We start from the raw sequence: 20889 nt of genomic DNA, 5'->3' as shown, positions 1-20889 counted from the left end.
CCTTGGAAGAGAGAAGGCAGCAGGTGCCCCTGCGCGGATCGGCAGCGGCTTCTCCCAAGTAAGAGCCGGCATCCACCGAAGTGGAGAACGCGGATTCGATGAATTTTTTCTGACAGTCCACGACCGCACGGGCCTCAGCGGCTGCCAACCCGCACGGTGTCGCCTTCGCGCCTCACCACGAAGCGCGGGTCGCGTTCGAGGAAGGCCTGCAGCGCACCGATGCGATGCGCATCGAGGCTGCCGGACAACCGTGCCGATGCCGCACCTTCGTCCAGCACGCGTACCTGCACCTGGTTGTGCCGGTTGAAGGCAGCGGCCACCTCGTCAAGCCGCTCGTCGAGGAAGGACACCTTGCGCTGCTGCCAGTCCAGCAGCATCGACAATGGCAGGTCCAATGACTCGACCGCATGGCTGCGCGCGTCGATCTGCACCACCCGGCCTTCGCGCAGTTGCGCAAGACGCCGGGGGTCCACACCCTGGCTCCATACTTCCACCTCGCCGGAGACCACGCCGATGCGCGTGCTCTGCAGCCGTCGCGATACATCGAACACCGTGCCGATGTCGCGGATCTCCAGGCCGTTCACCGCCACCTCGAACGGACGGCGGTCGCGGGCGATGTCGAACGTTGCCTCACCCTGCAGCAGCTCCACCTTGCGGCTGAACCAGCCCATGCGTGCCCGCAGGCGGCTGTCCGCGTTGAGCCGCACCTGGGTCTGGTCGGGCAGCACCAGGTCGCGAAGTTCACCCTGTCCGGCACTGTAAAGCTGCTCGGTGGGCATCACCTGCGGAACCAGGCCCACGCCGAGCAGGGTGATACAGGCTGCGGCCGCCGCCACCCACCAGCGCGCACGACCGCGACGCGGCACAGCGCGCGGCGGCGCGTGCACGCTACCGAACAGCGGCACCACCTTGGAGGCGACCTGCCGCGGTGGAAGCGCCGCGTCATCAGGCAACGGCGATTGCAGCGCCTCGCCCACCTGCCGGTGCAACGCAAGGGCGTGCATGTAGGCGCGCACGTGCTCCGGCGAGCGCTTCATCCAGTCCAGGAACGCGAGGCGCCCGGCCTCATCCAATGGTCCCTCGCGATTGCGCAGGAACCAGGTCATGGCCTCGCAGGCGATCGTTTCGTCGGCCACGGGCGATGAGGTCCGGTTCATGTGAGCTCCCTGGCGCCCAGCGCCTTCCTGCAGGCCTCCAGCCCCTTGCCGATGTGCTTGCGCACCATGTGCACCGACACCTGCAGCTGCTGGCTGATTCGCGGGCAGTCCAGCCCGTCGCGGTAGTGCAGTTCCATCACCCGCCGCGTGGTCGCCGGCAGTCGTGCGATGGTGCTGCGGATATCATTCCAGCGCTGCGCACGCTCGAATTCACCTTCGATGTCTTCTTCGCTTTTCAGCACTTCGGCCAGCAGGTCGACGTCTTCCAGCGGCGGCAGCGACGACCGCGCGCGCGCATGCTCGCGCGCCAGGTTGGCCGCCACGGTGAACAGGTAGGCTTCCGGGTTCTCGACCGCATCGGCATCCTCGCCGGTGCTGCGCAGCAGGCGCAGGTAGACCTCCTGCGCCAGGTCTTCGGCATCCTCGCTGGCCGAACCGCGACGCAGGAAGAAGCCACGCAGCAGCCGGCGCCGCAGCGCGTAGCTCTTCTCCCAGATCCTCACGCTGTTCACGGCCGGCCAACCACCCCGAGGCTGGAAAGCCCCGCAGGGTGACCGCCATCGATGACAGTGGCGTTTCAACGACCGGCAGGCAGCCGCTAGAATGCGGCCCCTGCAATGTCCCGGCAGCCCGCACAAGGAGTGCTCCCATCAACGCACGCACCGCCATCAACACCCTCAGCAGCCTGCTGTTCCTGCTGCTGGTCGCCCACACCACCGCCTACCAGCAGCAGATGTGGCCGCCCAGCCGGGTCATCCATGTGCATCCGGTGATCGTCGTCCTCGCCTATGCGCTGGGTGTGCTCACGCTGCTGTTGTGGATCGGCGGTCGTCGTGCACCGGAACCCGCCCAACGCCTGGCGCGCTGGTTGCCCATCGTCGCCTGGTGCCTGCTGGGCGTCGGCGTGGCGATCATCCCGGTGTTCCTGCCGGGGCTGTCCCCGGCCTGATCAGCGGCCGCGCCCAGCGCATCGGCCCATGATACGGCGCGCGGCACCAACCCTTGCTTGCCAGAGACCCAAGCCCCGCCCGCCTACCGAAGCGTGGGGGGCAGGCCTACGCTTGTCTTCTCGGTGGCCGCCACGGTCGCCCTTCGCGTCACGGCGCCCGCCGTTGCGACCCCGCTCCAGTGCTGTGCGCCCTGCCGGTGTTGTCGCCCAGGCAGACGTCCGACCGGCGCCCTCTGGAGACAGCCATGAACCAAGCCCTCATTCCCTTCGATACCGATCCACTGGAAACCCAGGAGTGGCGTGAATCGCTGGAGGCGGTGATGCAGGCCGGCGGCCGGCCGCGCGCGCACTACCTGATCGACCAGCTGAGCGATCTGGACGCCCGGCAGCACGGCGACCTGCATACCCGTGCCTGGACCGCCTACGTCAACACCATCCCGCCCGAGCGCCAGCCGGCCTACCCGGGTGACCTGGCCATCGAGCGCCGCCTGAACGCGATGATCCGCTGGAACGCGATGGTGATGGTGCTGCGTGCGGGCAAGCACTCCAACGTCGGCGGCCACATCGCCACCTACCAGTCGGCGGCTGTGCTGTACGACGTGGGCTTCGATCATTTCTTCCGTGGCCGTACTGACACCTTCGACGGCGACATGATCTACATCCAGGGCCACTCCGCGCCGGGGATCTACGGCCGCGCGTACGTGGAAGGCCGCATCGATCCAGCACGGATGGACAACTTCCGCCGCGAAGCCGGTCGCGAAGGCCTGTCCTCGTATCCGCACCCGCGATTGATGCCGGAGTTCTGGCAGTTCCCCACCGTGTCGATGGGGTTGGGCCCGCTGACCGCCGCCTACCAGGCGCGCTACATGCGCTACCTGGAATACCGCGGCCTGAAAGAACACCAGGGCCGCAAGGTCTGGGCCTTCCTCGGCGACGGCGAGATGGACCAGCCCGAATCGCTGGCGGCAATTTCCCTGGCCGGCCGCGAGCGGCTGGACAACATCGTGTTCGTGGTCAACTGCAACCTGCAGCGCCTGGACGGTCCGGTACGCGGCAACGCCAAGGTCATCCAGGAACTGGAAGGCACCTTCCGCGCGGCCGGTTGGAACGTGATCAAGCTGATCTGGGGCAGTGGCTGGGACGACCTGCTGGCCCGCGACCACAGCGGCCTGCTGCGCCAGCGCATGATGGAATGCGTGGACGGCGACTACCAGACCTTCAAGTCGCAGAGCGGCGCCTACGTGCGCGAGCATTTCTTCGGCCGCTACCCGGAGCTGCTGGAGCTGGTCGCGCACATGAGCGACGACGACATCTGGGCGCTGGCACGTGGTGGCCACGATCCGCAGAAGGTGTACGCCGCCTACCAGCAGGCGGTGAACACCAGCGGCCGGCCGACGGTGATCCTGGCCAAGACGGTCAAGGGTTTCGGCATGGGCGAAGCCGGCGAAGGCCAGAACATCAACCACCAGCTGAAGAAGATGAGCGCCGATGCGGTGCGCGCTTTCCGCGACCGCTTCAACCTGCCGGTCAGCGACGAGCAGCTGGAGGAGATGCCCTATCTGCGCCCGGAACCGGGCAGCGCCGAAGCAGTCTACTTCGCCGAGCGCCGCCGCATCCAGGGCGGGCAGCTGCCGGCGCGCCTGGCCAAGGTCGATCCGCTGCCGCTGCCGCCGCTGTCGATCTTCAACACCCAGCTGCAGGGCAGCGGCGATCGCGGTCAGTCCACCACCATGGGCTTCTTGCGCATCCTCACCAGCCTGCTGAAGGACCCGGAACTGGGCAAGCTGGTGATTCCGATCGTGCCCGATGAATCGCGCACCTTCGGCATGGAAGGCCTGTTCCGCCAGATCGGCATCCACTCCTACCTGGGCCAGCTGTACACCCCGCAGGACGCCGGCCAGCTGAGCTATTACAAGGAAGCCAAGGACGGCCAGATCCTGCAGGAAGGCATCAATGAATCCGGTGCGATCTGTTCGTGGATCGCCGCCGGTACCGCCTACAGCAACCACGGCCTGGCCACGATCCCGTTCTACATCTTCTATTCGATGTTCGGCCTGCAGCGCGTCGGAGACCTGGCCTGGGCCGCTGCCGATGCGCGTACCCGCGGCTTCCTGCTCGGTGCCACGTCGGGCCGCACCACGCTGATGGGCGAAGGCCTGCAGCACGATGACGGCCACAGCCACGTGCTGTCGTCGGTGATTCCCAGCTGCGTGTCCTACGACCCGACCTACAACTACGAGCTGGCGGTGATCATCCATGACGGCCTGCGCCGCATGTATGTCGACCAGGAAGACATCTACTACTACATCACCGTGCTCAACGAGAACTACCCGCAGCCGGCACTGCCCGAAGGCGCCGAGCCCGGCATCCTGAAGGGCCTCTACCTGCTGCACCCGGCGGCCGCCGACAGCGACTCACAGCCACGCGTGCAGCTGATGGGCAGCGGTTCGATCCTGCGCGAAGTGGAAGCCGCGGCAGAACTGCTGCAGCAGGACTTCGGCATCGCCAGCGATGTGTGGAGCGCGACCAGCCTGACCGAACTGCGCCGCGACGGCCTGGCCGCCGAACGCTGGAACCTGCTGCACCCGGCTGCGGAACCGCGCGTACCCTACGTGCAGGAGTGCCTGCAGGGCCATGACGGCCCGGTGGTGGTGGCCACCGACTACATGAAGATCGTCGGCGACCAGATCCGTCCCTTCATCAACGACCGCCGCTTCATCGCACTCGGTACAGATGGCTTCGGCCGTTCCGACACGCGTGAGTCGCTGCGCACGTTCTTCGAAGTGGATCGCCACTTCATCGTGCTGGCCGCCCTGAAGTCGCTGGCCGACGAAGGCCGCATCGAGCGCTCGCGGATGCAGGAGGCCATCGACAAGTACGGCATCGACACCGGCAAGCGCGACCCGGCCTCGGTGTAAGGCTGCCGGTGCCATGCCCGCGGATTCCCTCCCCGTGGGCATGGCGCAAGCGGCGCCGCTACGGTATCCGCTTGAACAGGTTGGTCTGCAGGATCGGCGTACCGTCGTGGCCGTAGAACGCCTTGGTCTCGGTCATCGTCGTACGGTCCGCCGCCACGGTATAGATGCGGGTGGAGGCCGGCGTGCCATGGTCCACCAGCTGCATCACCAGGGTATTCGGCGCCGGCAGTTTCAGGTTGGCCTTGTCCGCGCCGTAGGTGCCGGACAAGGGCCCCGGCGTACCGTCCAGCGCCAACGTGCCGTCGGATTTCATGGTCTTGCCGTCGTGCAGGACGATGTCGACGTGTGAACTCCACCGACCCGCACCGGCGTCCTTGAACTCCAGCACCACCTGTTTCGGACGTTGCGCCTCGGGCAGCGCAGAGGTCGCGACATCCAGCGACCAGCGCCCCAGCAGCGGTGAAGGCGAAGCTTCCACCGCCAGCGCCGGAACGGCGGAGAGCGAAAGCGCAGACAACAACACAGCGGACAACAGCTTCATACGGGGCTCCGTTTGAATGAGGAAGCTCTGCGTGGGGCGTTGCGGGGCAGTGCCCAGATCGTGCCGGTCGCCAGCAGCACGCGCAAGGCGGTGCGCTGAACGAGGGAGACTCCGTCCCATCCCGAGAGGCCAAAGCACCCTGCCCCATTGAATCGAGGCGGTTTCCGCTCTTGTTGACCTGAATAGTTACGTTATAACATTTCACGTCAATTTCACGGACCGTGCCATGCGTCGCCATCTCCTTGCTACCGCCCTTCTGTTCGCCGTCCACAGCGCCCAGGCCGCGGACGAACCCACCCTCCCCACCCTCCAGGTCCAGGCCAGCCAGCCCTCCCGTATCGACAGCCGGGTCACCGTCGACAACCCACAGGCGCAGAACCGCACCCTGGGCGGCCTGCTCGAACACGTCTCCGGCGTGCAGAACAGTGCTTTCGGGCCGAACGCGGGTGCCCCGGTCATCCGCAGCCTCAGCGGCAACCGCGTGCAGATCCTGCAGGACGGCCAGTCCATCCTCGAGATGAACGCGATCAGCGGCGACATCAACATCCCGTTCGATCCGCTGTTCGTACGCAGTGTCACCGTCAACAAGTCTTCCGACACCGTGCGCTACGGCGGCAATGCGATCGGCGGCAGCGTGGAGATCGATTCGGGCCTGATCTCGCGCCGCATGGAAGACAAGGACCAGTCGATGGAGCTGGTCCTGCGCAAGGGCTTCAACGCCGCCGATGCGCAGGGCTTCCGCATGAACTTCAACAACCAGCGCAACATCTCAACCAACCTGCAGGTCTCGCGCCAGCACATCTCGCACTACGATATTCCCGGCAACAGCAAGGCCGGCGTCTGCAACAGCGGGCTGTTCCCGGCCTCCGGTGGTGTCAACTCGGCCCTCGCCGACAGCTGCCAGAAAGAAGCGCGCGTCCAGCAGATCTACAACAAGGCGTCGCAGCCCTACATCGACCAGTTCATGACCGAAAACCCGGACTGGGCCGACGGCGATTTCTCCTTCTACACCAACAATCCGACTTCGGTCTGGCAGCGCCGCACCTACATCAATCCGGTCAACCCGGCCTACGTACCCGGCACGCCTTCGTACGTGCAGAAGCAGATCAACAACGACGTGACGCCCGATTACCATCGCCGGTTGGGCAACAGCTACGCGAGAAATTCGCAGGTGGCGCTCGGGTCGACCCTGTTTTTCGACCGTGGTTACGTGGGTATCAGCATCGATGCCAAGGACAGCGAGTACGGCGTGCCGGGGTTCTCGATGCAGAACCTGTCGTTCGGTTCAAACTATGCCAACGGGCTGCCGGTGGGGGTGGTGATCAAGCAGGAACGCTATGCACTGGAAGCCCTGCTGCGCGATCCGCTGCCGTGGTTCGAGCGCGCCGAACTGCGCGTTTCCAAGCTGGACAACACCTCGGGCGAGCGGCTGGGTGCCACCCGCGCCAACGACTACGATTTCGAGAGCACCCAGGCCGATCTGCTGCTCAGCCATCAGCGCGTCGGTCCGCTCAGCGGCATGCTGGGTTTCAGCCACCAGTCGCGTGATGTCACCGGCAGTGGCTCGCTGCGCTACCTGCCTGACGTCGACACCCGCAGCAACGCGGTGTTCCTGAAGGAGACGCTGGACTTCGGCTGGGCCAGTTTCGACGCTGGCATGCGCCACGAGCGGGTTGACCATGACCTGCAACCAAGCCGCTTCAAGACCGCGCGCAATGCCGCCAACGCGAAACTGCAGGACCGCGACTACCGGCTCAACAGCTACAGCCTGGGATCGTATGTCGAGCTCGGTCCGTTGTTCGCCGCCAAGGTGCGCTACTCGTCCTCGCAGCGCGCACCGGAGATCAACGAGTTGTATGCGAGCAATGCCCACTATTCGGTGATGACCCAGGAAGAAGGCAACCAGAACCTCGAGCCGGAACGCGCGAAGAACCTGGAACTGACCGGCCTGTTCCACCTTGGTGGTTTCGAACTGTCGGCCACCGCGTACCGGATGAAGTACGAGAACTATCTGTACCTGGGTTACTCGGGCATGCAGACCGCCAACCGCCTGCCGCTGAAGTACTGGAAGCAGACCGACACCACGGTGAAGGGCTTCGAGATCGATGCCTCGCAGGCATTGGACCTGGGCCGCTACGGCACGTTGAACCTGTCCGCCTTCGCCGACCTGGTGAAGAACAAGGCCGACCGCCCCGATTCGTTGCGTGCCCACAATGACGGCGAGTACCTGCCGAACATGCCGACCAACCGCTACGGTGCCACCCTGCAGTGGCAGCGCGAGGGCTGGAAGGCGCAGCTGTCCAGCACCTACTACGACACGCAGAAGTACCTCGGCCGCAACGTGAGCGAGGAAGTGCCGCTGGATGCATTCAACCTGGTCGACCTGCAGGTCAGCCGTGAGCTGCCGGTACGCAACAGCTACATCGCCGGCATGGAGGTGTTCGTCAACGGCAGCAACCTGCTCAATCAAGAAGCACGGCCGCACAACTCGCCGCTGAAGTACATCGCGCCGCTGCCCGGGCGCGGTTTCCAGGTGGGCGTGACGGTGAAGCTCTGAGGATCGAACGCGTCGGTACGCGCCTGCGGGCAAATGGCCTGCAGGCGTTCTCCCCCACCCCCCCTGCGTGGTTGCGCCACACGCGCCGGTTGATTCACCATCGGCAAAAGAGGAGAGCGTGATGAACTGGAAGCATGCGGTTTCACTGGCGCTGTTGTTGTCCGTTTCATCAGCCGCAAGTGCTGCGTCTGCGATCACCTACGACAAGGATGGCCGCTACGGCTATTCGATGAACCAGTCTTCCCTCACCACTGCGATGCAGCAGTCGCTGCACTACTGCGCAGCGCGATCGCGCAATTGCGGTCAGTCCGCCAGCACCACCAGCGAAGGCTATTCGGCCATAGCGACCGGCACGATCGCGTTGGGCTTTGCACTGGGTGAGAAGACGGCGGACGCCGCGCAGCGGAAGGCCGAAAGAATGTGCAGGGAACGTGCCAACGACTGCACGCTTGCGTTGCTGTGGCGGGAAATTCCACCTCGCCACATTGAACCGCCACAGCTGCCGGGTACACCCGCTCCGGCACCGGCGACGACACCCGCGCCCATGCCAACGCCTGCCTCCCGCACCAATCAGCCAGGATAGTCAGCTCCACGCTGCGAGTGTCGGATAAAGAAAAACGCCTGCAGATCGAGGATCTGCAGGCGCTTCTTTGTATCTGGCGGAGTGAGAGGGATTCGAACCCTCGATAGAGCTTTTGACCCTATACTCCCTTAGCAGGGGAGCCCCTTCGGCCACTCGGGCATCACTCCGGGGTTTTCTCCGCGTCTGGTGCGTTGCACCTCAGCGGGGCGTGAATCATAACGTTAATCGAGTGCGAAGGTAAAGCGTTATTCGGCAGAATTTTCGCTACCGGTGCCACCGGCTTCGTCACCGCGCTGGATGCGCTGATAGATCTCTTCGCGATGCACAGCAACGTCCTTCGGCGCGGTGATGCCGATACGCACCTGGTTACCCTTGACGCCAAGCACGGTGACGCTCACCGAGTCTCCGATCATCAGGGTTTCGCCGACGCGGCGAGTCAGGATCAACATTTTTGTAAGTCTCCATGGAACCGTGTGGAAGGGTATCCCCCACCGGCTTGACGCTCCGTCAAGAAGCGCTACCACGACAAAGGGAAAAGATTCGCAATGGTACCGTCAGCCGTCCCGCTCCTACAAGGAGGGGGACGGCCAGGTTCATCACAGGCGGGGGCTGACCCATTCGACGACTGCAGCCAGCGCAGTGGCAAGGGCGGGCCCGTCCTCGCCACCACCCTGGGCGAGGTCCGGGCGTCCGCCGCCCTTGCCCCCGATCTGACTGGCAATATGGGACAACAGTTCCCCGGCCTTGACCTTGCCCATTGCACTGCCGTTCACACCCGCGACCAGGGCGGCCTTGCCGTCCTGGGCGCCGGCCAGCACGATCACCGCGTCGCCCAGCTGCTGCTTCAGGCGGTCCATGGCGTCACGCAGGGCCTTGGCGTCGAAGCCCTCCAGGCGGGCAGCCAGTACCTTCACGCCAGCAACCTCGACGGCCTGGCCGGACAGATCGGCCGTGGCACCGGCGGCGACCTTGGCCTTCACGGCCTCCAGTTCGCGCTCCAGCTGCTTCTGGCGCTGGCCGAGGGCACGGATCTTCTCGACCACGTCGGCAGCGCTGCCACCGAGCAGTTCAGCGGCCTCGGCCAGGCGGGCCTCTTCGGCGTCCACGTAATCCAGCGCACCCTGGCCGGTAACAGCCTCGATGCGGCGCACGCCCGCGGAGACGCCGCCCTCGGAGGTGATCTTGAACAGGCCGATGTCGCCGGTACGGTTGACGTGGGTACCACCGCACAGTTCGGTGGAGTAGTCACCCATCTTCAGCACGCGCACGTGCTCGCCGTACTTCTCGCCGAACAGGGCCATCGCGCCGAAATCCAGCGCCTCCTGCATGCCCATGTTGTGTACTTCAGCGGCGTTGTTGGCGCGCACCTGCTGGTTGACCTTGCGCTCGATCACGGCAAGCTCTTCCGCGCTGATCGGCTGGAAGTGCGAGAAGTCGAAACGCAGGCGGTCCGGAGCGACCAGCGAGCCCTTCTGCTGCACGTGGCTGCCCAGCACTTCGCGCAGGGCGGCGTGCAGCAGGTGGGTGGCCGAGTGGTTGAGGATGGTGGCGCCACGGCGCTCGCCATCGACCTGGCCGGAGAGCACGTCGCCGACCTTCAGGCCGCCTTCGGACAGGGTGCCGACATGGCCATGGAACTGGCCGGCGAACTTCTGGGTATCGTCCACCGCCAGGCGCACGCCGTTGCCGGTCAGTACGCCGGTGTCACCGACCTGGCCGCCGGACTCGGCGTAGAACGGGGTCTGGTTGGTGATGACGATGACTGCGTCACCGGCATCGGCCGACTGCACCGGACGGCCGTCCTTGAGCAGGGCCAGCACGGTCAGGCCGTCAGCCTGCAGGCGATCGTAGCCCAGGAACAGGGTCGGGCTCAGGGTCGCCACCAGCTCGGCGGGCAGGGTCACGCCACCACCGAACTTGCCGGCCGCGCGCGCGGTCTCGCGCTGCTGCTCCATCGCGGCATCGAAGCCGGCAATGTCGACGGTCAGGTCGCGCTCGCGGGCGATGTCCTGGGTCAGGTCGAGCGGGAAACCATAGGTGTCGTACAGGCGGAAGGCGTCAACGCCCGGGATCACGCCATTGCTGGCCTTGCCCGCGACGTCCTCGAAGATCTTCATGCCGGCATCGAGGGTTTCGGCGAAACGCTCTTCTTCGGCCTGCAGCGCACGGGTGACGGTGTCCACCGCAGCCGGCAGTTCCGGATAGGCTTCGCCCATCTGCTCGACCAGGGTCGGCACCAGCTTGCTGAAGAACGGCTGGCGCACGCCCAGCATCCAGCCGTGGCGCAGTGCGCGGCGGATGATACGGCGCAGCACGTAACCGCGGCCTTCGTTGGACGGCAGCACGCCATCGACGATCAGGAACGAACAGGCACGGATGTGGTCGGCGATCACGCGCAGCGACTTGTTTTCCAGGTCGGCGGTGCCGGTCAGCTCGGAGGCCTTGCGGATCAGCGCCTGGAACAGGTCGATCTCATAGTTGGTGTGCACGTGCTGCAGGATCGCCGCCAGGCGCTCCAGGCCCATGCCGGTATCCACGCACGGCGCCGGCAGTGGTACCAGGGTGCCGTCGGGCTGGCGGTCGAACTGCATGAACACCAGGTTCCAGATTTCGATGAAGCGGTCGCCGTCTTCATCCGGGGAACCCGGGGGGCCACCGGCGATATGGTCACCGTGGTCGTAGAAGATCTCGGTGCACGGGCCGCACGGGCCGGTGTCGGCCATCTGCCAGAAGTTGTCCGAGGCGAACGGTGCGCCCTTGTTGTCGCCGATGCGCACGATGCGCTCTTCCGGCACGCCGACCATGTCGCGCCACAGCGCGTAGGCTTCGTCATCGGTCTGGTAGACGGTGACCAGCAGGCGTTCGGCCGGCAGCTTCCAGACCTGGGTCAGCAGTTCCCAGGCCCAGGCGATCGCGTCCTTCTTGAAGTAGTCGCCGAACGACCAGTTGCCCAGCATTTCGAAGAAAGTGTGGTGGCGCGCGGTGTAGCCGACCTGGTCGAGGTCGTTGTGCTTGCCGCCCGCGCGCAGGCAGCGCTGGACGTCGGCCGCGCGCACGTAGCTGCGCTTTTCCGCGCCAAGGAACACGTCCTTGAACTGCACCATGCCGGAGTTGGTGAACAGCAGGGTCGGATCATTGCCCGGCACCAGCGGCGCCGACGGCACGATGGTGTGGCCTTTGCCCTTGAAGAATTCAAGGAAGTCGCTGCGGATCTGGGAAGTCGTGAATTTGGCGGATGCGTTCATTGGGGGCTGGCAGTCTGCGGGCCGGCGGACCCGGACCACCGGCCGCGTTGGCCAGGGTCGCGAGGGACCGCCGAAAACCTAAAGGGTATCAGGCCCGGCGCCGCCAGTCTCAGTCATCCGGGTCGTAGCGGGTCGCGCGGCGGATGCTGTCGCCGTCGAAGCCCCGCCGGGCCAGCAGATCGGCAGCCTTGCGCCGCTGTGTCAGGTCCTGCGGGCCGGCCTCGCCAAAGCGTCGGCGGACCAGATCACGGGCGTTTTCCTGCCAGTCGCCTTCGTAGCTGTCCATCGCTGCGGCAATCGCGGCACTGTCCAGGCCGTGGGTCCCCAGCTCGGCGCGGACATGGATCGGCCCATAACCGGTGTTGGCGCGCATCCTCACCAGGTTCTCGGCAAAACGGGTGTCGTCCTGCCAGCCGGCCTCGGTCAACTTGGCGACAGCGGCCTGCGCGGCTTCGTCTTCGATGCCACGGGCGGTCAGCTTGCGGGTGAGTTCCTTGCGCGAGTGCTCGCGGCGGACCAGCAGGCCCAGTGCCCGTTGCACGGGGGTCTGCTCACGCGGCCGGCGCTTGCGGCCGGTCGGAATGTCTTCGGCGTCGGACATGGGTACTCCAAGGGTGGCGCCATCCGTGGCGCCCAGCCCATCCCTGGGCGATTCGAACCTGCGGGACAGGGCGACGTCACTGACGGCGCCACCCTGCCCCACAGCAAGCCTTATTCGTCTTCGCCTTCGTCGTCGCCTTCCTCGCGCGCCGCCTCGGCCGGCTGGAATTTCTCGCGCAGCTCGGCCTCGAGCTTGGCGGCGACAGTCGGGTTGTCGCGCAGGTAGCCGCGGGCGTTGTCCTTGCCCTGGCCAATGCGTTCTTCACCGTAGCTGTACCAGGCGCCAGCCTTCTCGACCAGCTTGGCATCCACACCCATGTCGATCAGCTCGCCTTCACGGCTGATGCCTTCGCCATACAGGATCTCGGTGATGACCTGCTTGAACGGAGGTGCCAGCTTGTTCTTGACGACCTTGATCTTGGTCTGGTTACCGATGATCTCGTCACCTTTCTTGATCGCGCCGATACGGCGGATGTCCAGGCGGACCGAGGCGTAGAACTTCAGCGCGTTGCCACCCGTGGTGGTTTCCGGGCTCTGGCCCGGCATCATCACGCCGATCTTCATGCGCAGCTGGTTGATGAAGATCACCAGGGTGTTGGAGCGCTTGATGTTGCCGGTCAGCTTGCGCAGCGCCTGGCTCATCAGGCGGGCCTGAAGGCCTGGCAGCTGGTCGCCCATCTCGCCTTCGATTTCGGCCTTCGGGGTCAGCGCGGCAACCGAGTCGATCACCAGGATGTCGACCGAACCCGAACGGACCAGCATGTCGGCGATTTCCAGCGCCTGCTCACCGGTGTCCGGCTGCGACAGCAGCAGGTCGTCCACGTTCACGCCCAGCTTGGCGGCGTAGATCGGGTCCAGCGCGTGCTCGGCGTCGATGAAGGCCGCGGTACCGCCCATCTTCTGGCATTCGGCGATGGCCTGCAGGGTCAAGGTGGTCTTGCCCGAGGATTCCGGCCCGTAGATCTCAACGACACGGCCCTTCGGCAGACCACCAATGCCCAGCGCGATGTCGAGCATCAGCGAACCGGTCGGGATGGCTTCGACGGGTTCGACCACGCGGTCGCCCATGCGCATCACCGAGCCCTTGCCGAACTGCTTTTCGATCTGGCCCAGAGCTGCAGCGAGGGCGCGCTTCTTGTTCTCGTCCATCGGATTGGTCCTTGCAGAGGTCGTGTCGTTGGAGGTGCTGTCTTTGGGGGTCTTCTTTGCCATGGGTTCACTTTAAGTCGGACGTATCGCACAGGCTGAGATTCTGCCCGGCGCTCTGAAAAGAATTATCGGACATCCGTACCAACCTCAGTGGAACCAGAGAATCGCCACAAAAGACCGCGGGGTAATGCGCCATGGAACGGGTCAACGGTTGGGCCGCAGCAGGCCGCAATAGAGGCCCTCGATCGCGAAGTCCTGATCCGGCAGCACCTCGATCGGCTTGTAGTCGGGATTGCGCGGCAGCAGGCGGATACGATCCTTGGCGATCTTCAGCAGCTTGACCGTGATCTCGTCATCGATGCGCGCCACCACGATCTGCCCGGAATGGGCGTCGCGGGTGCGGTGCACGCCGATCAGGTCACCGTCGAAGATGCCCTCGTCGATCATCGAATCGCCCTGCACCTTCAGCAGGTAGTCCGGCGCTGGCGAGAAGAACACCCGGTCCAGCACCACGAAATCGTCCGAGCCGATGTCGGCGCCGATCGGCAGGCCGGCCGCAACCCGGCCCAGCACCGGCAGGCGCAGCACACTGTCGGGCAGGCCCGGCTCGGCCAGCTTCTCGACCGGCGGTGCCTGCACCAGGCGGATGCCGCGGGCCTGGCCCGGGATGCGACGGATCGCACCGGCCTGCTCCAGGGCTTCCAGGTGGTACTGGGCCGCGCGCACGCCCTTGAAGCCGAACGCACGTGCGATTTCAGTCTGCGAGGGCGGCGCGCCTTCGCTCTCGATACGCTCGGCGATCAACTGCAGGATCGCCTGCTGGGTGTCGGTCAGGTCCATGGTTAGTAGTATTACTACTAATATCCGGGACTGCAAGTGCCGCAAACGACATGGAGTGGTGCGGGCCTGTTGGGCCGAGGCATGCTCGGCAAGCGTCGCCGGGTATGGCCCGGCACCAGGAGCAAAGGCAGCCGACTAACAGTCGGCTCTACAGGAATCGCTGCGCGATTCCGCGGTAAACACACTCAGGTGTGTTTACCGCTTCTCCATATCGAGAACAGGATCCACACGCCGCAGAAGCCGGCGCCGATGAAGCCGCAGACGCCCAGCGCCAGCAGCCAGCGGCTGGAGACGCCGCCGACGCTGTGCATCACGATCGAGGAACCGATGATCAGCGCAGCAGTGACGATGCCCATCACCAACCGGTTCGCTGCGCGGTTCACCTGTTCGCCAAAGCCCTGCAGCGCCGTGGTTTCCACCTTCAACTGCAGGCGTCCCCGGCGCGCCGCCTGCACCAGCTTGCGCAGGTCGCGGGGAAGCTCACCGGCGAAGTCGACCAGGCCCAGCAGGCTGCGGCGGCCGCGCTTGAGCAGCGCCTTGGGCGCGTAGCGCTGCAGCACCACCCGCTCCAGGAACGGGCGCGCGGCACTGGCCATGTCGAAATCCGGGTCCAGCTGCCGGCCCATGCCTTCCAGGGTCAGGAACGCCTTGATCATCAGCGCCAGGTCAGCCGGCAGGGTCAGGCTGTAGCTGCGCAGCAGCTGGGTGATGTCGCCCAGCATCAGGCCGATGCGCAGGTCCTTCAGCGGCACGCCACGGTATTGATCTACGAACTGGCTGATGTCGTGCTGCAGCCGGTTCTCGTCCACCTCAACACCGCCGGCCCAGTCCAGCAGCACGTCGGCCACGCCCTGCGGGTCCTGCTCGACCAGCCCGTGCAGCAGCTGAGCCACCTGGAAACGCCGCACTTCCGACAAGGCGCCGACCATGCCGAAATCGATCACGCCGATGCGGCCGTCACGCAGGTAGATGATGTTGCCGGGGTGCGGGTCGGCGTGGAAGCTGCCGTCCTCCAGCACCATCTTCAGCACGATGCCGGCGCCACGCCGTGCCAGCTCGCGCCGGTCCAGGCCCGCCGCATCGACGCCGGCCAGGTCTCGGCCAGGAATGCCGTCGACGAAGTCCTGCACGTTCAGGCTCTCGCAGGTCCACTGCCAGTGCACCTTCGGAATCAGTATGTCGTCACGGCCGCTGAAGTTGCGCGCGATGCGCTCGGCATTGCGGCATTCGGCAGCGAAATCCAGCTCGCGGCGCAGCGACACGGTGAACTGCTGCACGACCTCGGCCGGGCGGTAACGACGCAGGTCCGGCAGGCGCGCCTCGACAATCTCGGCCAGGCGGGCCAGCAGCCGCAGGTCGGCCTCGACCACATCGCGGATGCCGGGGCGCCGCACCTTCAGCACCACCTCGCGACCATCATGCAGGCGCGCGCGATGGGCCTGCGCCAACGAAGCGGCGGCCATCGGGGTTTCATCGAGGAAGGCGAACACTTCCGTCGGCGAGGCGCCAAGGTCGGCTTCGAGCTGCTCGCGGATATCCGCGTACGGCAGCGCCGGCACCGCGTTCTGCAGTTCGGACAGCTCGGCGATCCATTCCGGCGGCAGCAGGTCAACGCGCGTCGCCAGCACCTGCCCGAGCTTGACGAAAGTGGGACCGAGATCCTGCATCGCGCTGCGCACGCGCACCGGTGCGGTCATCCGCAACAGTTCCTGCCGCTCCTCGTTCCAGTGCAGGAGGCGCCCTGCCCGCTCCAGCGTACTGGCCAGGCCGATGCGCCGCACCACGTCGCCGAAGCCATAGCGGATCAGGACGACGGCGATTTCCTGCAGTCGGCCCAGGTCGCGGACCGTGCCCAGCGTTTCCCACATCATGCGTGCTCCGGACGATTACCGGAGCAGCATGTCACAGCTGGGCGTCGATACCGCGCAATGCCGCCGCCACGGTTTGCCGGCGGATGGCTTCGCGGTCGCCATTGAACTGGAACAGCTCGGCGCGGGCATAGCCGCCCCGGCGTTTCCAGCCGATCCAGACACTGCCGACCGGCTTGTCCGGGCTGCCACCGCCAGGACCCGCGATGCCGGTCACCGCCACGGCGATGCCGGCACCGGAATTGACCAGTGCGCCGGACACCATCTCCAGCACGGTTTCGCGGCTGACCGCGCCGAACTGCTCCAGCGTCTGCGCGCGCACACCCAGCAGGCGCTGCTTGGCCTCGTAGCTGTAGACCACCATGCCGCAGTCGAAGAACGCCGAGGAACCGGCGATATCGGTCATGCATTTGGCGATCCAGCCACCACTGCAGCTTTCAGCGGTCACCAGCTGCAGCGAAGCCTGCTGCAGGCGCTGCCCGAGCGCGGCGGACTGGGCGTTGAGGTCGGCGTCGGTGGGGATGGACATCGGCATGACGGTGGGGTGAAGAACCTGCACGTTGTACCGCAGATGACAGGCGGATGTCGCGCCCCTCCAGCACGGTCGCTGCCGGCCAGCGACCGGCACTACCGGGGATTGGCCGCTAGCTCACCACTCCGGCAGCTTCTCCGGCAGCAGCGCCCGGATCGGCGCGCCGTCGGCACTGGCGGCCAGCTTTTCGGCTTCGGCGATCGGCAGGTCGACCTGCAGCAGCCAGCCGTCTTCATCGGCCTGCTCGCTGCGGATCACTTCCAGCTGGTGCAGGCGCGCGCGCAGGCGGCCGGCATCGGGTGGCAGGCGCAGTTCGCCGGTGACGTGCTGCAGGCCCAGGCGCTTGCCCAGCACCGCCTGCAGCAGCTCCAGGCCCTGCCCGTCGCGTGCGGAAATCCACACCCGCTCGCGGCGCGATTCGTCCGGGATGCCATCCTGGCCGTCGTGGCGGACGTCGGCACCGTCGATGCGGTCGATCTTGTTGAACACCAGCAACTGCGGCAGGTCACCGGCACCGACTGCGGTCAGTACCTCGTCGACCTGTGCGATGCGCTCCTCGCGGTGCGGATCGGCAGCGTCGACCACGTGCAGCAGGAAATCCGCCTCGCGCGCCTCGGACAGGGTCGAGCGGAACGCCGCAACCAGGTCATGTGGCAGGTCGCGGACGAAGCCGACGGTGTCGGCCAGGACCACGTTGCCCCCCGGAACCGCAATGCGGCGCACGGTCGGATCCAGCGTTGCAAACAGCTGGTCGGCGGCATAGGCCTCGGCGCCGGTCATGGCGTTGAACAGGGTCGACTTGCCTGCGTTGGTGTAGCCCACCAGGGCCACGCGCGGCAGTTCGCTGCGCACGCGTGCACGGCGCATCTGGGTGCGCTGCACTTCCACCTTTTCCAGGCGTTTCTGCAGCTGTTCGACCCGCTTCTGCAGCAGGCGGCGGTCGGTTTCCAGCTGGGTTTCACCCGGGCCACGCAGGCCGATCGAACCACCGCGCTGGCGCTCCAGGTGGGTCCAGCCGCGCACCAGCCGCGTGGCCAGGTGGCGCAGCTGCGCCAGCTCGACCTGCAGCTTGCCCTCGTGGCTGTGCGCACGCTGGGCGAAGATGTCCAGGATCAGGCCGGTACGGTCGATCACCCGGCGCTCGAGGAAGCGTTCCAGATTGCGTTCCTGGCCCGGGCTCAACGCATGGTTGACCAGGATCAGGTCGGCACCGCTGGCGTCGGCCGCAGCCTTGATCTCGTCCAGCTTGCCGCTGCCGATCAGGGTCGACGGATTCGGACGGTCCAGGCGCGCGGTGATCGTCGCGGCGATGCTGGCCCCAGCCGAGCGGGCCAGATCACCGAATTCTTCCAGCACATCGTCTTCCAGCTTGCCGAAATGGGGCTGGATCAACAGGGCGTGTTCGCCCTTTTTCGAGCGGTCAAACATTCACCGCTCCGGTCTTACTCGTCTGCTTCATCACCTGCCTGACCACCTTCACCCGACTGCACGTAACCACCGCCCGGACCGACCTTCACGTTGCGTGCCGGAACGACCGTGGAAATGGCGTGCTTGTAGACCATCTGACTGACCGTGTTGCGCAGCAGGACCACGAACTGGTCGAACGACTCGATCGTGCCCTGCAGCTTGATGCCGTTGACCAGGTACACCGAAACCGGCACGCGCTCGCGCCGAAGTGCATTCAAGAAAGGATCCTGCAGCGATTGCCCCTTGGACATTGCACACTCCTGATTATTGTTCTTATTGGGTTGCCGACGGTTGCCACGGCCCCCGAGCCGCCCGCCGACCGATGATGTTACACGGCTGGCGGGGGTTCAGCGTGCGACGAAGGTCGACACCGCGCCGGCCAGGCGCTCCCCATCGACATGGGGGTCGAACCAGCGCGCATCAAGCTCGCCGCGCAGCCAGGTCAGCTGGCGCTTGGCCAGCTGCCGGGTGGCGAAGATTGCCTTGTCACGGAAACGGGCGGCATCACCCTCCCCGTCCAGGTATTCCCAGGCCTGGCGATAGCCAACCGCGCGCACCGCCGGCAGGTCCAGCGGCGCCGTCACGGCGGCCATTTCCGGCATTGCACGCAGTGCCCGCACCTCGTCCAGGAAGCCCTGCGCCAGCATGGCGTCGAAGCGCGCCTCGATGCGCTGGTGCAGTACCGCGCGGTCACGCGGGGCGAGGATCAGCTTGAGGGTGCGCACCGGCAATGGCGCGACGCCCGGCCGGCGCTGCCATTCACTGATCGGCGTGCCGGTGAGGCGATAGACCTCCAATGCCCGCTGGATGCGTTGCGGGTCGGTGGCATGGATACGTGCGGCTGCGGCTGGATCGACCTTGGCCAGTTCTGCGTGCAGTGCCGCCCAGCCCCGCTCGGCCGCCTCGGTGCTGAGTGCTTCGCGCATCACCGGGTCGGCCTCCGGCATCGGCGACAGGCCCTGCAGCAGGGCCCGGAAGTACAGCCCCGTGCCACCTGCCAGGATCGGCGTTTTGCCGCGTGCCACGATGTCGGCCACGACGCGGCCGGCATCGGCGGCGAACTCGGCCGCCGAATAGGTCTGCCACGGATCGCGCAGGTCCAGCAGATGGTGCGGCGCCTGCGCCCGCTCGGCCGCATCCGGCTTGGCCGAGCCGATATCCAGATGCCGGTAGACCAGCGCCGAATCGACGCTGACGATCTCGCCATCCAGCTGCTTCGCCAGGGCGATCGCGGTGGCGGTCTTGCCACTCGCGGTCGGCCCCATCACGGCGATCGCCAGTGGCCGCCGGTCGATGCCCATCAGTCTTCGTCCGGCCAGCGGATCGTCGGCGTGGCGTCGGCGCGCGGCGTTGGCACGGCCTCGACTGCCTGCCAGATCTTCAGTGCATCAACGGTGGCGGTCACGTCATGCACGCGCACGATGCGTGCGCCGCGCTGCACCGCGATCAGGTGCGCGGCCACCGAGGCGGCCACGCGCTCGGACGGCGTGTCGCGACCGGTCAGTTCGCCCAGGCTGCGCTTGCGCGACAGGCCAGCCAGCATCGGCACGCCCAGCTCCAGGAACCGCTCGGAGCGTGCCAGCAGGGTCATGTTGTGGGCAGTGGTTTTGCCGAAACCGAAACCGAGATCGATCAGCAGGTTCTTCTTCGCAATGCCCGCCATCTCGGCAGCGAACAGGCGCTGGACCAGGAAGCCGTGCACCTCGGCGACCACGTCGTCGTAATGTGGATCGGCCTGCATGTGGCCTGGCTCGCCCTGCATGTGCATCAGCACCACCGGCACGCCGGTTGCAGCGGCGGCGTCCAGCGCCCCTTCCTGACGCAGGCCGTAGATGTCGTTGATCATGCCGGCGCCAGCCGCCACGGCCGCGCGCATCACTTCCGGCTTGAAGGTGTCGATGCTGATCGGCACCCGGGTGCGTGCGGCCAGCTGCTCGATCACCGGGATCACCCGGCGCAGTTCCTCCTCCACCGATACCGGCGCAGCGCCCGGCCGGGTCGATTCGCCGCCGATATCGAGCAGGTCCGCGCCCTCCTCGACCAGCTTCAGGCCATGGGCGACCGCAGCCTCGGTGGTGTCGTGCGCGCCGCCATCGGAGAACGAGTCCGGGGTGACGTTGACGATGCCCATGACCTGGGCACGATCGAGGCGCAGGATGCGGCCGGCGCAATCGAGCTGGGGCGAGGTATCGAACATGGGCAATCCTGCAGGGACAACGGCGGGTAGTTTAGTTCGGCAGGGCGGCGCCCTGCACCCGCAGAGGCCAGAGCAACAGCAACAGCGGGTTTCCTGTGGGATGGCGGGGTGGGTCCAGTTGCGGGGGACGCCGTAAATACGTCCATGTAGCAACTGTGTTGATGGAGGGACTTGGCCCCTCCATGAGACGGGCACGGTAGTGCCGGCCGCTGGCCGGCAGCCTTTGGTCTTGCGCCCTGGCTGGCCTTAGGCAGGGACCAGCCCGTTTTCAGCGTCGCGCACCCGG

The 20889-nt window shown here is 66.2% G+C and carries 18 protein-coding genes and 1 tRNA gene; 4 read left to right on the top strand and 15 right to left on the bottom strand.

Annotated elements, in window-relative coordinates; genetic code table 11:
- Positions 1–134: 134 nt before the first annotated feature.
- Positions 135–1157 carry a FecR family protein gene (locus tag AC5P5R_RS21030; RefSeq protein ID WP_164281755.1) on the bottom strand — a complete coding sequence of 341 codons (1023 nt, stop codon included), beginning with the start codon at positions 1155–1157 and terminating at the stop codon, positions 135–137.
- Positions 1154–1669 carry an RNA polymerase sigma factor gene (locus tag AC5P5R_RS21025; protein WP_005412945.1) on the bottom strand — a complete coding sequence of 172 codons (516 nt, stop codon included), beginning with the start codon at positions 1667–1669 and terminating at the stop codon, positions 1154–1156. The genes AC5P5R_RS21030 and AC5P5R_RS21025 overlap by 4 nt, the downstream gene beginning before the upstream one ends.
- Positions 1670–1707: 38 nt before the next feature.
- On the opposite strand from AC5P5R_RS21025, the gene AC5P5R_RS21020 reads away from it, so the two are divergent.
- On the top strand, positions 1708–2106 hold the full coding sequence (locus AC5P5R_RS21020) for a hypothetical protein (RefSeq protein WP_043035001.1): 399 nt from the start codon (positions 1708–1710) through the stop codon (positions 2104–2106).
- A 245-nt stretch (positions 2107–2351) separates the two neighbouring features.
- Positions 2352–5024: a pyruvate dehydrogenase (acetyl-transferring), homodimeric type gene (aceE, locus tag AC5P5R_RS21015; protein WP_164281754.1), complete on the top strand. Its 2673-nt coding sequence runs from the start codon at positions 2352–2354 to the stop codon at positions 5022–5024.
- A gap of 58 nt (positions 5025–5082) precedes the next feature.
- On the opposite strand, the gene AC5P5R_RS21010 is transcribed toward aceE, so the two are convergent.
- Positions 5083–5565 (bottom strand): LuxR family transcriptional regulator, encoded by a 483-nt coding sequence (locus tag AC5P5R_RS21010; RefSeq protein ID WP_100438071.1) that lies wholly within the window; start codon positions 5563–5565, stop codon positions 5083–5085.
- Positions 5566–5791: 226 nt separating this feature from the next.
- On the opposite strand from AC5P5R_RS21010, the gene AC5P5R_RS21005 reads away from it, so the two are divergent.
- On the top strand, positions 5792–8122 hold the full coding sequence (locus AC5P5R_RS21005) for a TonB-dependent receptor (protein ID WP_329751872.1): 2331 nt from the start codon (positions 5792–5794) through the stop codon (positions 8120–8122).
- 121 nt (positions 8123–8243) lie between these two features.
- Entirely contained in the window at positions 8244–8705 is a 462-nt protein-coding gene (locus AC5P5R_RS21000) for a DUF4189 domain-containing protein (protein ID WP_088436846.1), read from the top strand.
- A gap of 74 nt (positions 8706–8779) precedes the next feature.
- Here AC5P5R_RS21000 and AC5P5R_RS20995 read toward each other — a convergent pair.
- The 12 genes from AC5P5R_RS20995 to folP all read right to left on the bottom strand — a co-directional run bounded on the left by AC5P5R_RS20995 (position 8780) and on the right by folP (position 20603).
- Positions 8780–8872, bottom strand: a tRNA-Ser gene (locus AC5P5R_RS20995).
- A 78-nt stretch (positions 8873–8950) separates the two neighbouring features.
- Complete coding sequence (gene csrA, locus AC5P5R_RS20990; protein WP_004152909.1) at positions 8951–9154, bottom strand: carbon storage regulator CsrA; 204 nt, start codon at positions 9152–9154, stop codon at positions 8951–8953.
- A 147-nt stretch (positions 9155–9301) separates the two neighbouring features.
- A complete protein-coding gene (gene alaS / locus AC5P5R_RS20985; RefSeq protein WP_005412938.1) occupies positions 9302–11950 on the bottom strand; it encodes an alanine--tRNA ligase in 2649 nt (882 codons plus the stop codon).
- A gap of 109 nt (positions 11951–12059) precedes the next feature.
- Positions 12060–12551, bottom strand: coding sequence for a recombination regulator RecX (gene recX, locus AC5P5R_RS20980; RefSeq protein WP_005409024.1), 492 nt, complete (start codon positions 12549–12551; stop codon positions 12060–12062).
- 110 nt (positions 12552–12661) lie between these two features.
- Positions 12662–13699 (bottom strand): recombinase RecA, encoded by a 1038-nt coding sequence (recA, locus tag AC5P5R_RS20975; RefSeq protein ID WP_005412937.1) that lies wholly within the window; start codon positions 13697–13699, stop codon positions 12662–12664.
- Between the two features lie 204 nt (positions 13700–13903).
- On the bottom strand, positions 13904–14539 hold the full coding sequence (lexA, locus tag AC5P5R_RS20970) for a transcriptional repressor LexA (RefSeq protein ID WP_005412936.1): 636 nt from the start codon (positions 14537–14539) through the stop codon (positions 13904–13906).
- Positions 14540–14724: 185 nt separating this feature from the next.
- Positions 14725–16407: a 2-polyprenylphenol 6-hydroxylase gene (ubiB, locus tag AC5P5R_RS20965; protein ID WP_099474672.1), complete on the bottom strand. Its 1683-nt coding sequence runs from the start codon at positions 16405–16407 to the stop codon at positions 14725–14727.
- 34 nt (positions 16408–16441) lie between these two features.
- The gene (locus AC5P5R_RS20960; RefSeq protein ID WP_099474674.1) at positions 16442–16936 is read right to left on the bottom strand and encodes a CinA family protein; all 495 of its coding nucleotides are present in this window, start codon (positions 16934–16936) and stop codon (positions 16442–16444) included.
- Between the two features lie 120 nt (positions 16937–17056).
- Complete coding sequence (gene hflX, locus AC5P5R_RS20955) at positions 17057–18367, bottom strand: ribosome rescue GTPase HflX (RefSeq protein WP_005412934.1); 1311 nt, start codon at positions 18365–18367, stop codon at positions 17057–17059.
- 14 nt (positions 18368–18381) lie between these two features.
- Entirely contained in the window at positions 18382–18657 is a 276-nt protein-coding gene (gene hfq / locus AC5P5R_RS20950; RefSeq protein ID WP_004152891.1) for an RNA chaperone Hfq, read from the bottom strand.
- A 96-nt stretch (positions 18658–18753) separates the two neighbouring features.
- On the bottom strand, positions 18754–19707 hold the full coding sequence (gene miaA / locus AC5P5R_RS20945) for a tRNA (adenosine(37)-N6)-dimethylallyltransferase MiaA (protein WP_012479733.1): 954 nt from the start codon (positions 19705–19707) through the stop codon (positions 18754–18756).
- Positions 19707–20603, bottom strand: coding sequence for a dihydropteroate synthase (folP, locus tag AC5P5R_RS20940; RefSeq protein ID WP_099474670.1), 897 nt, complete (start codon positions 20601–20603; stop codon positions 19707–19709). Before folP ends, miaA begins: the two co-directional genes overlap by 1 nt.
- Positions 20604–20889: the final 286 nt, after the last annotated feature.

This window comes from Stenotrophomonas sp. YJH_SMC_19 (genome assembly GCF_059367915.1).
The sequence above is the reverse complement of the archived record's forward strand: the minus strand, read 5'-3'. Positions and strand labels throughout refer to the sequence as shown.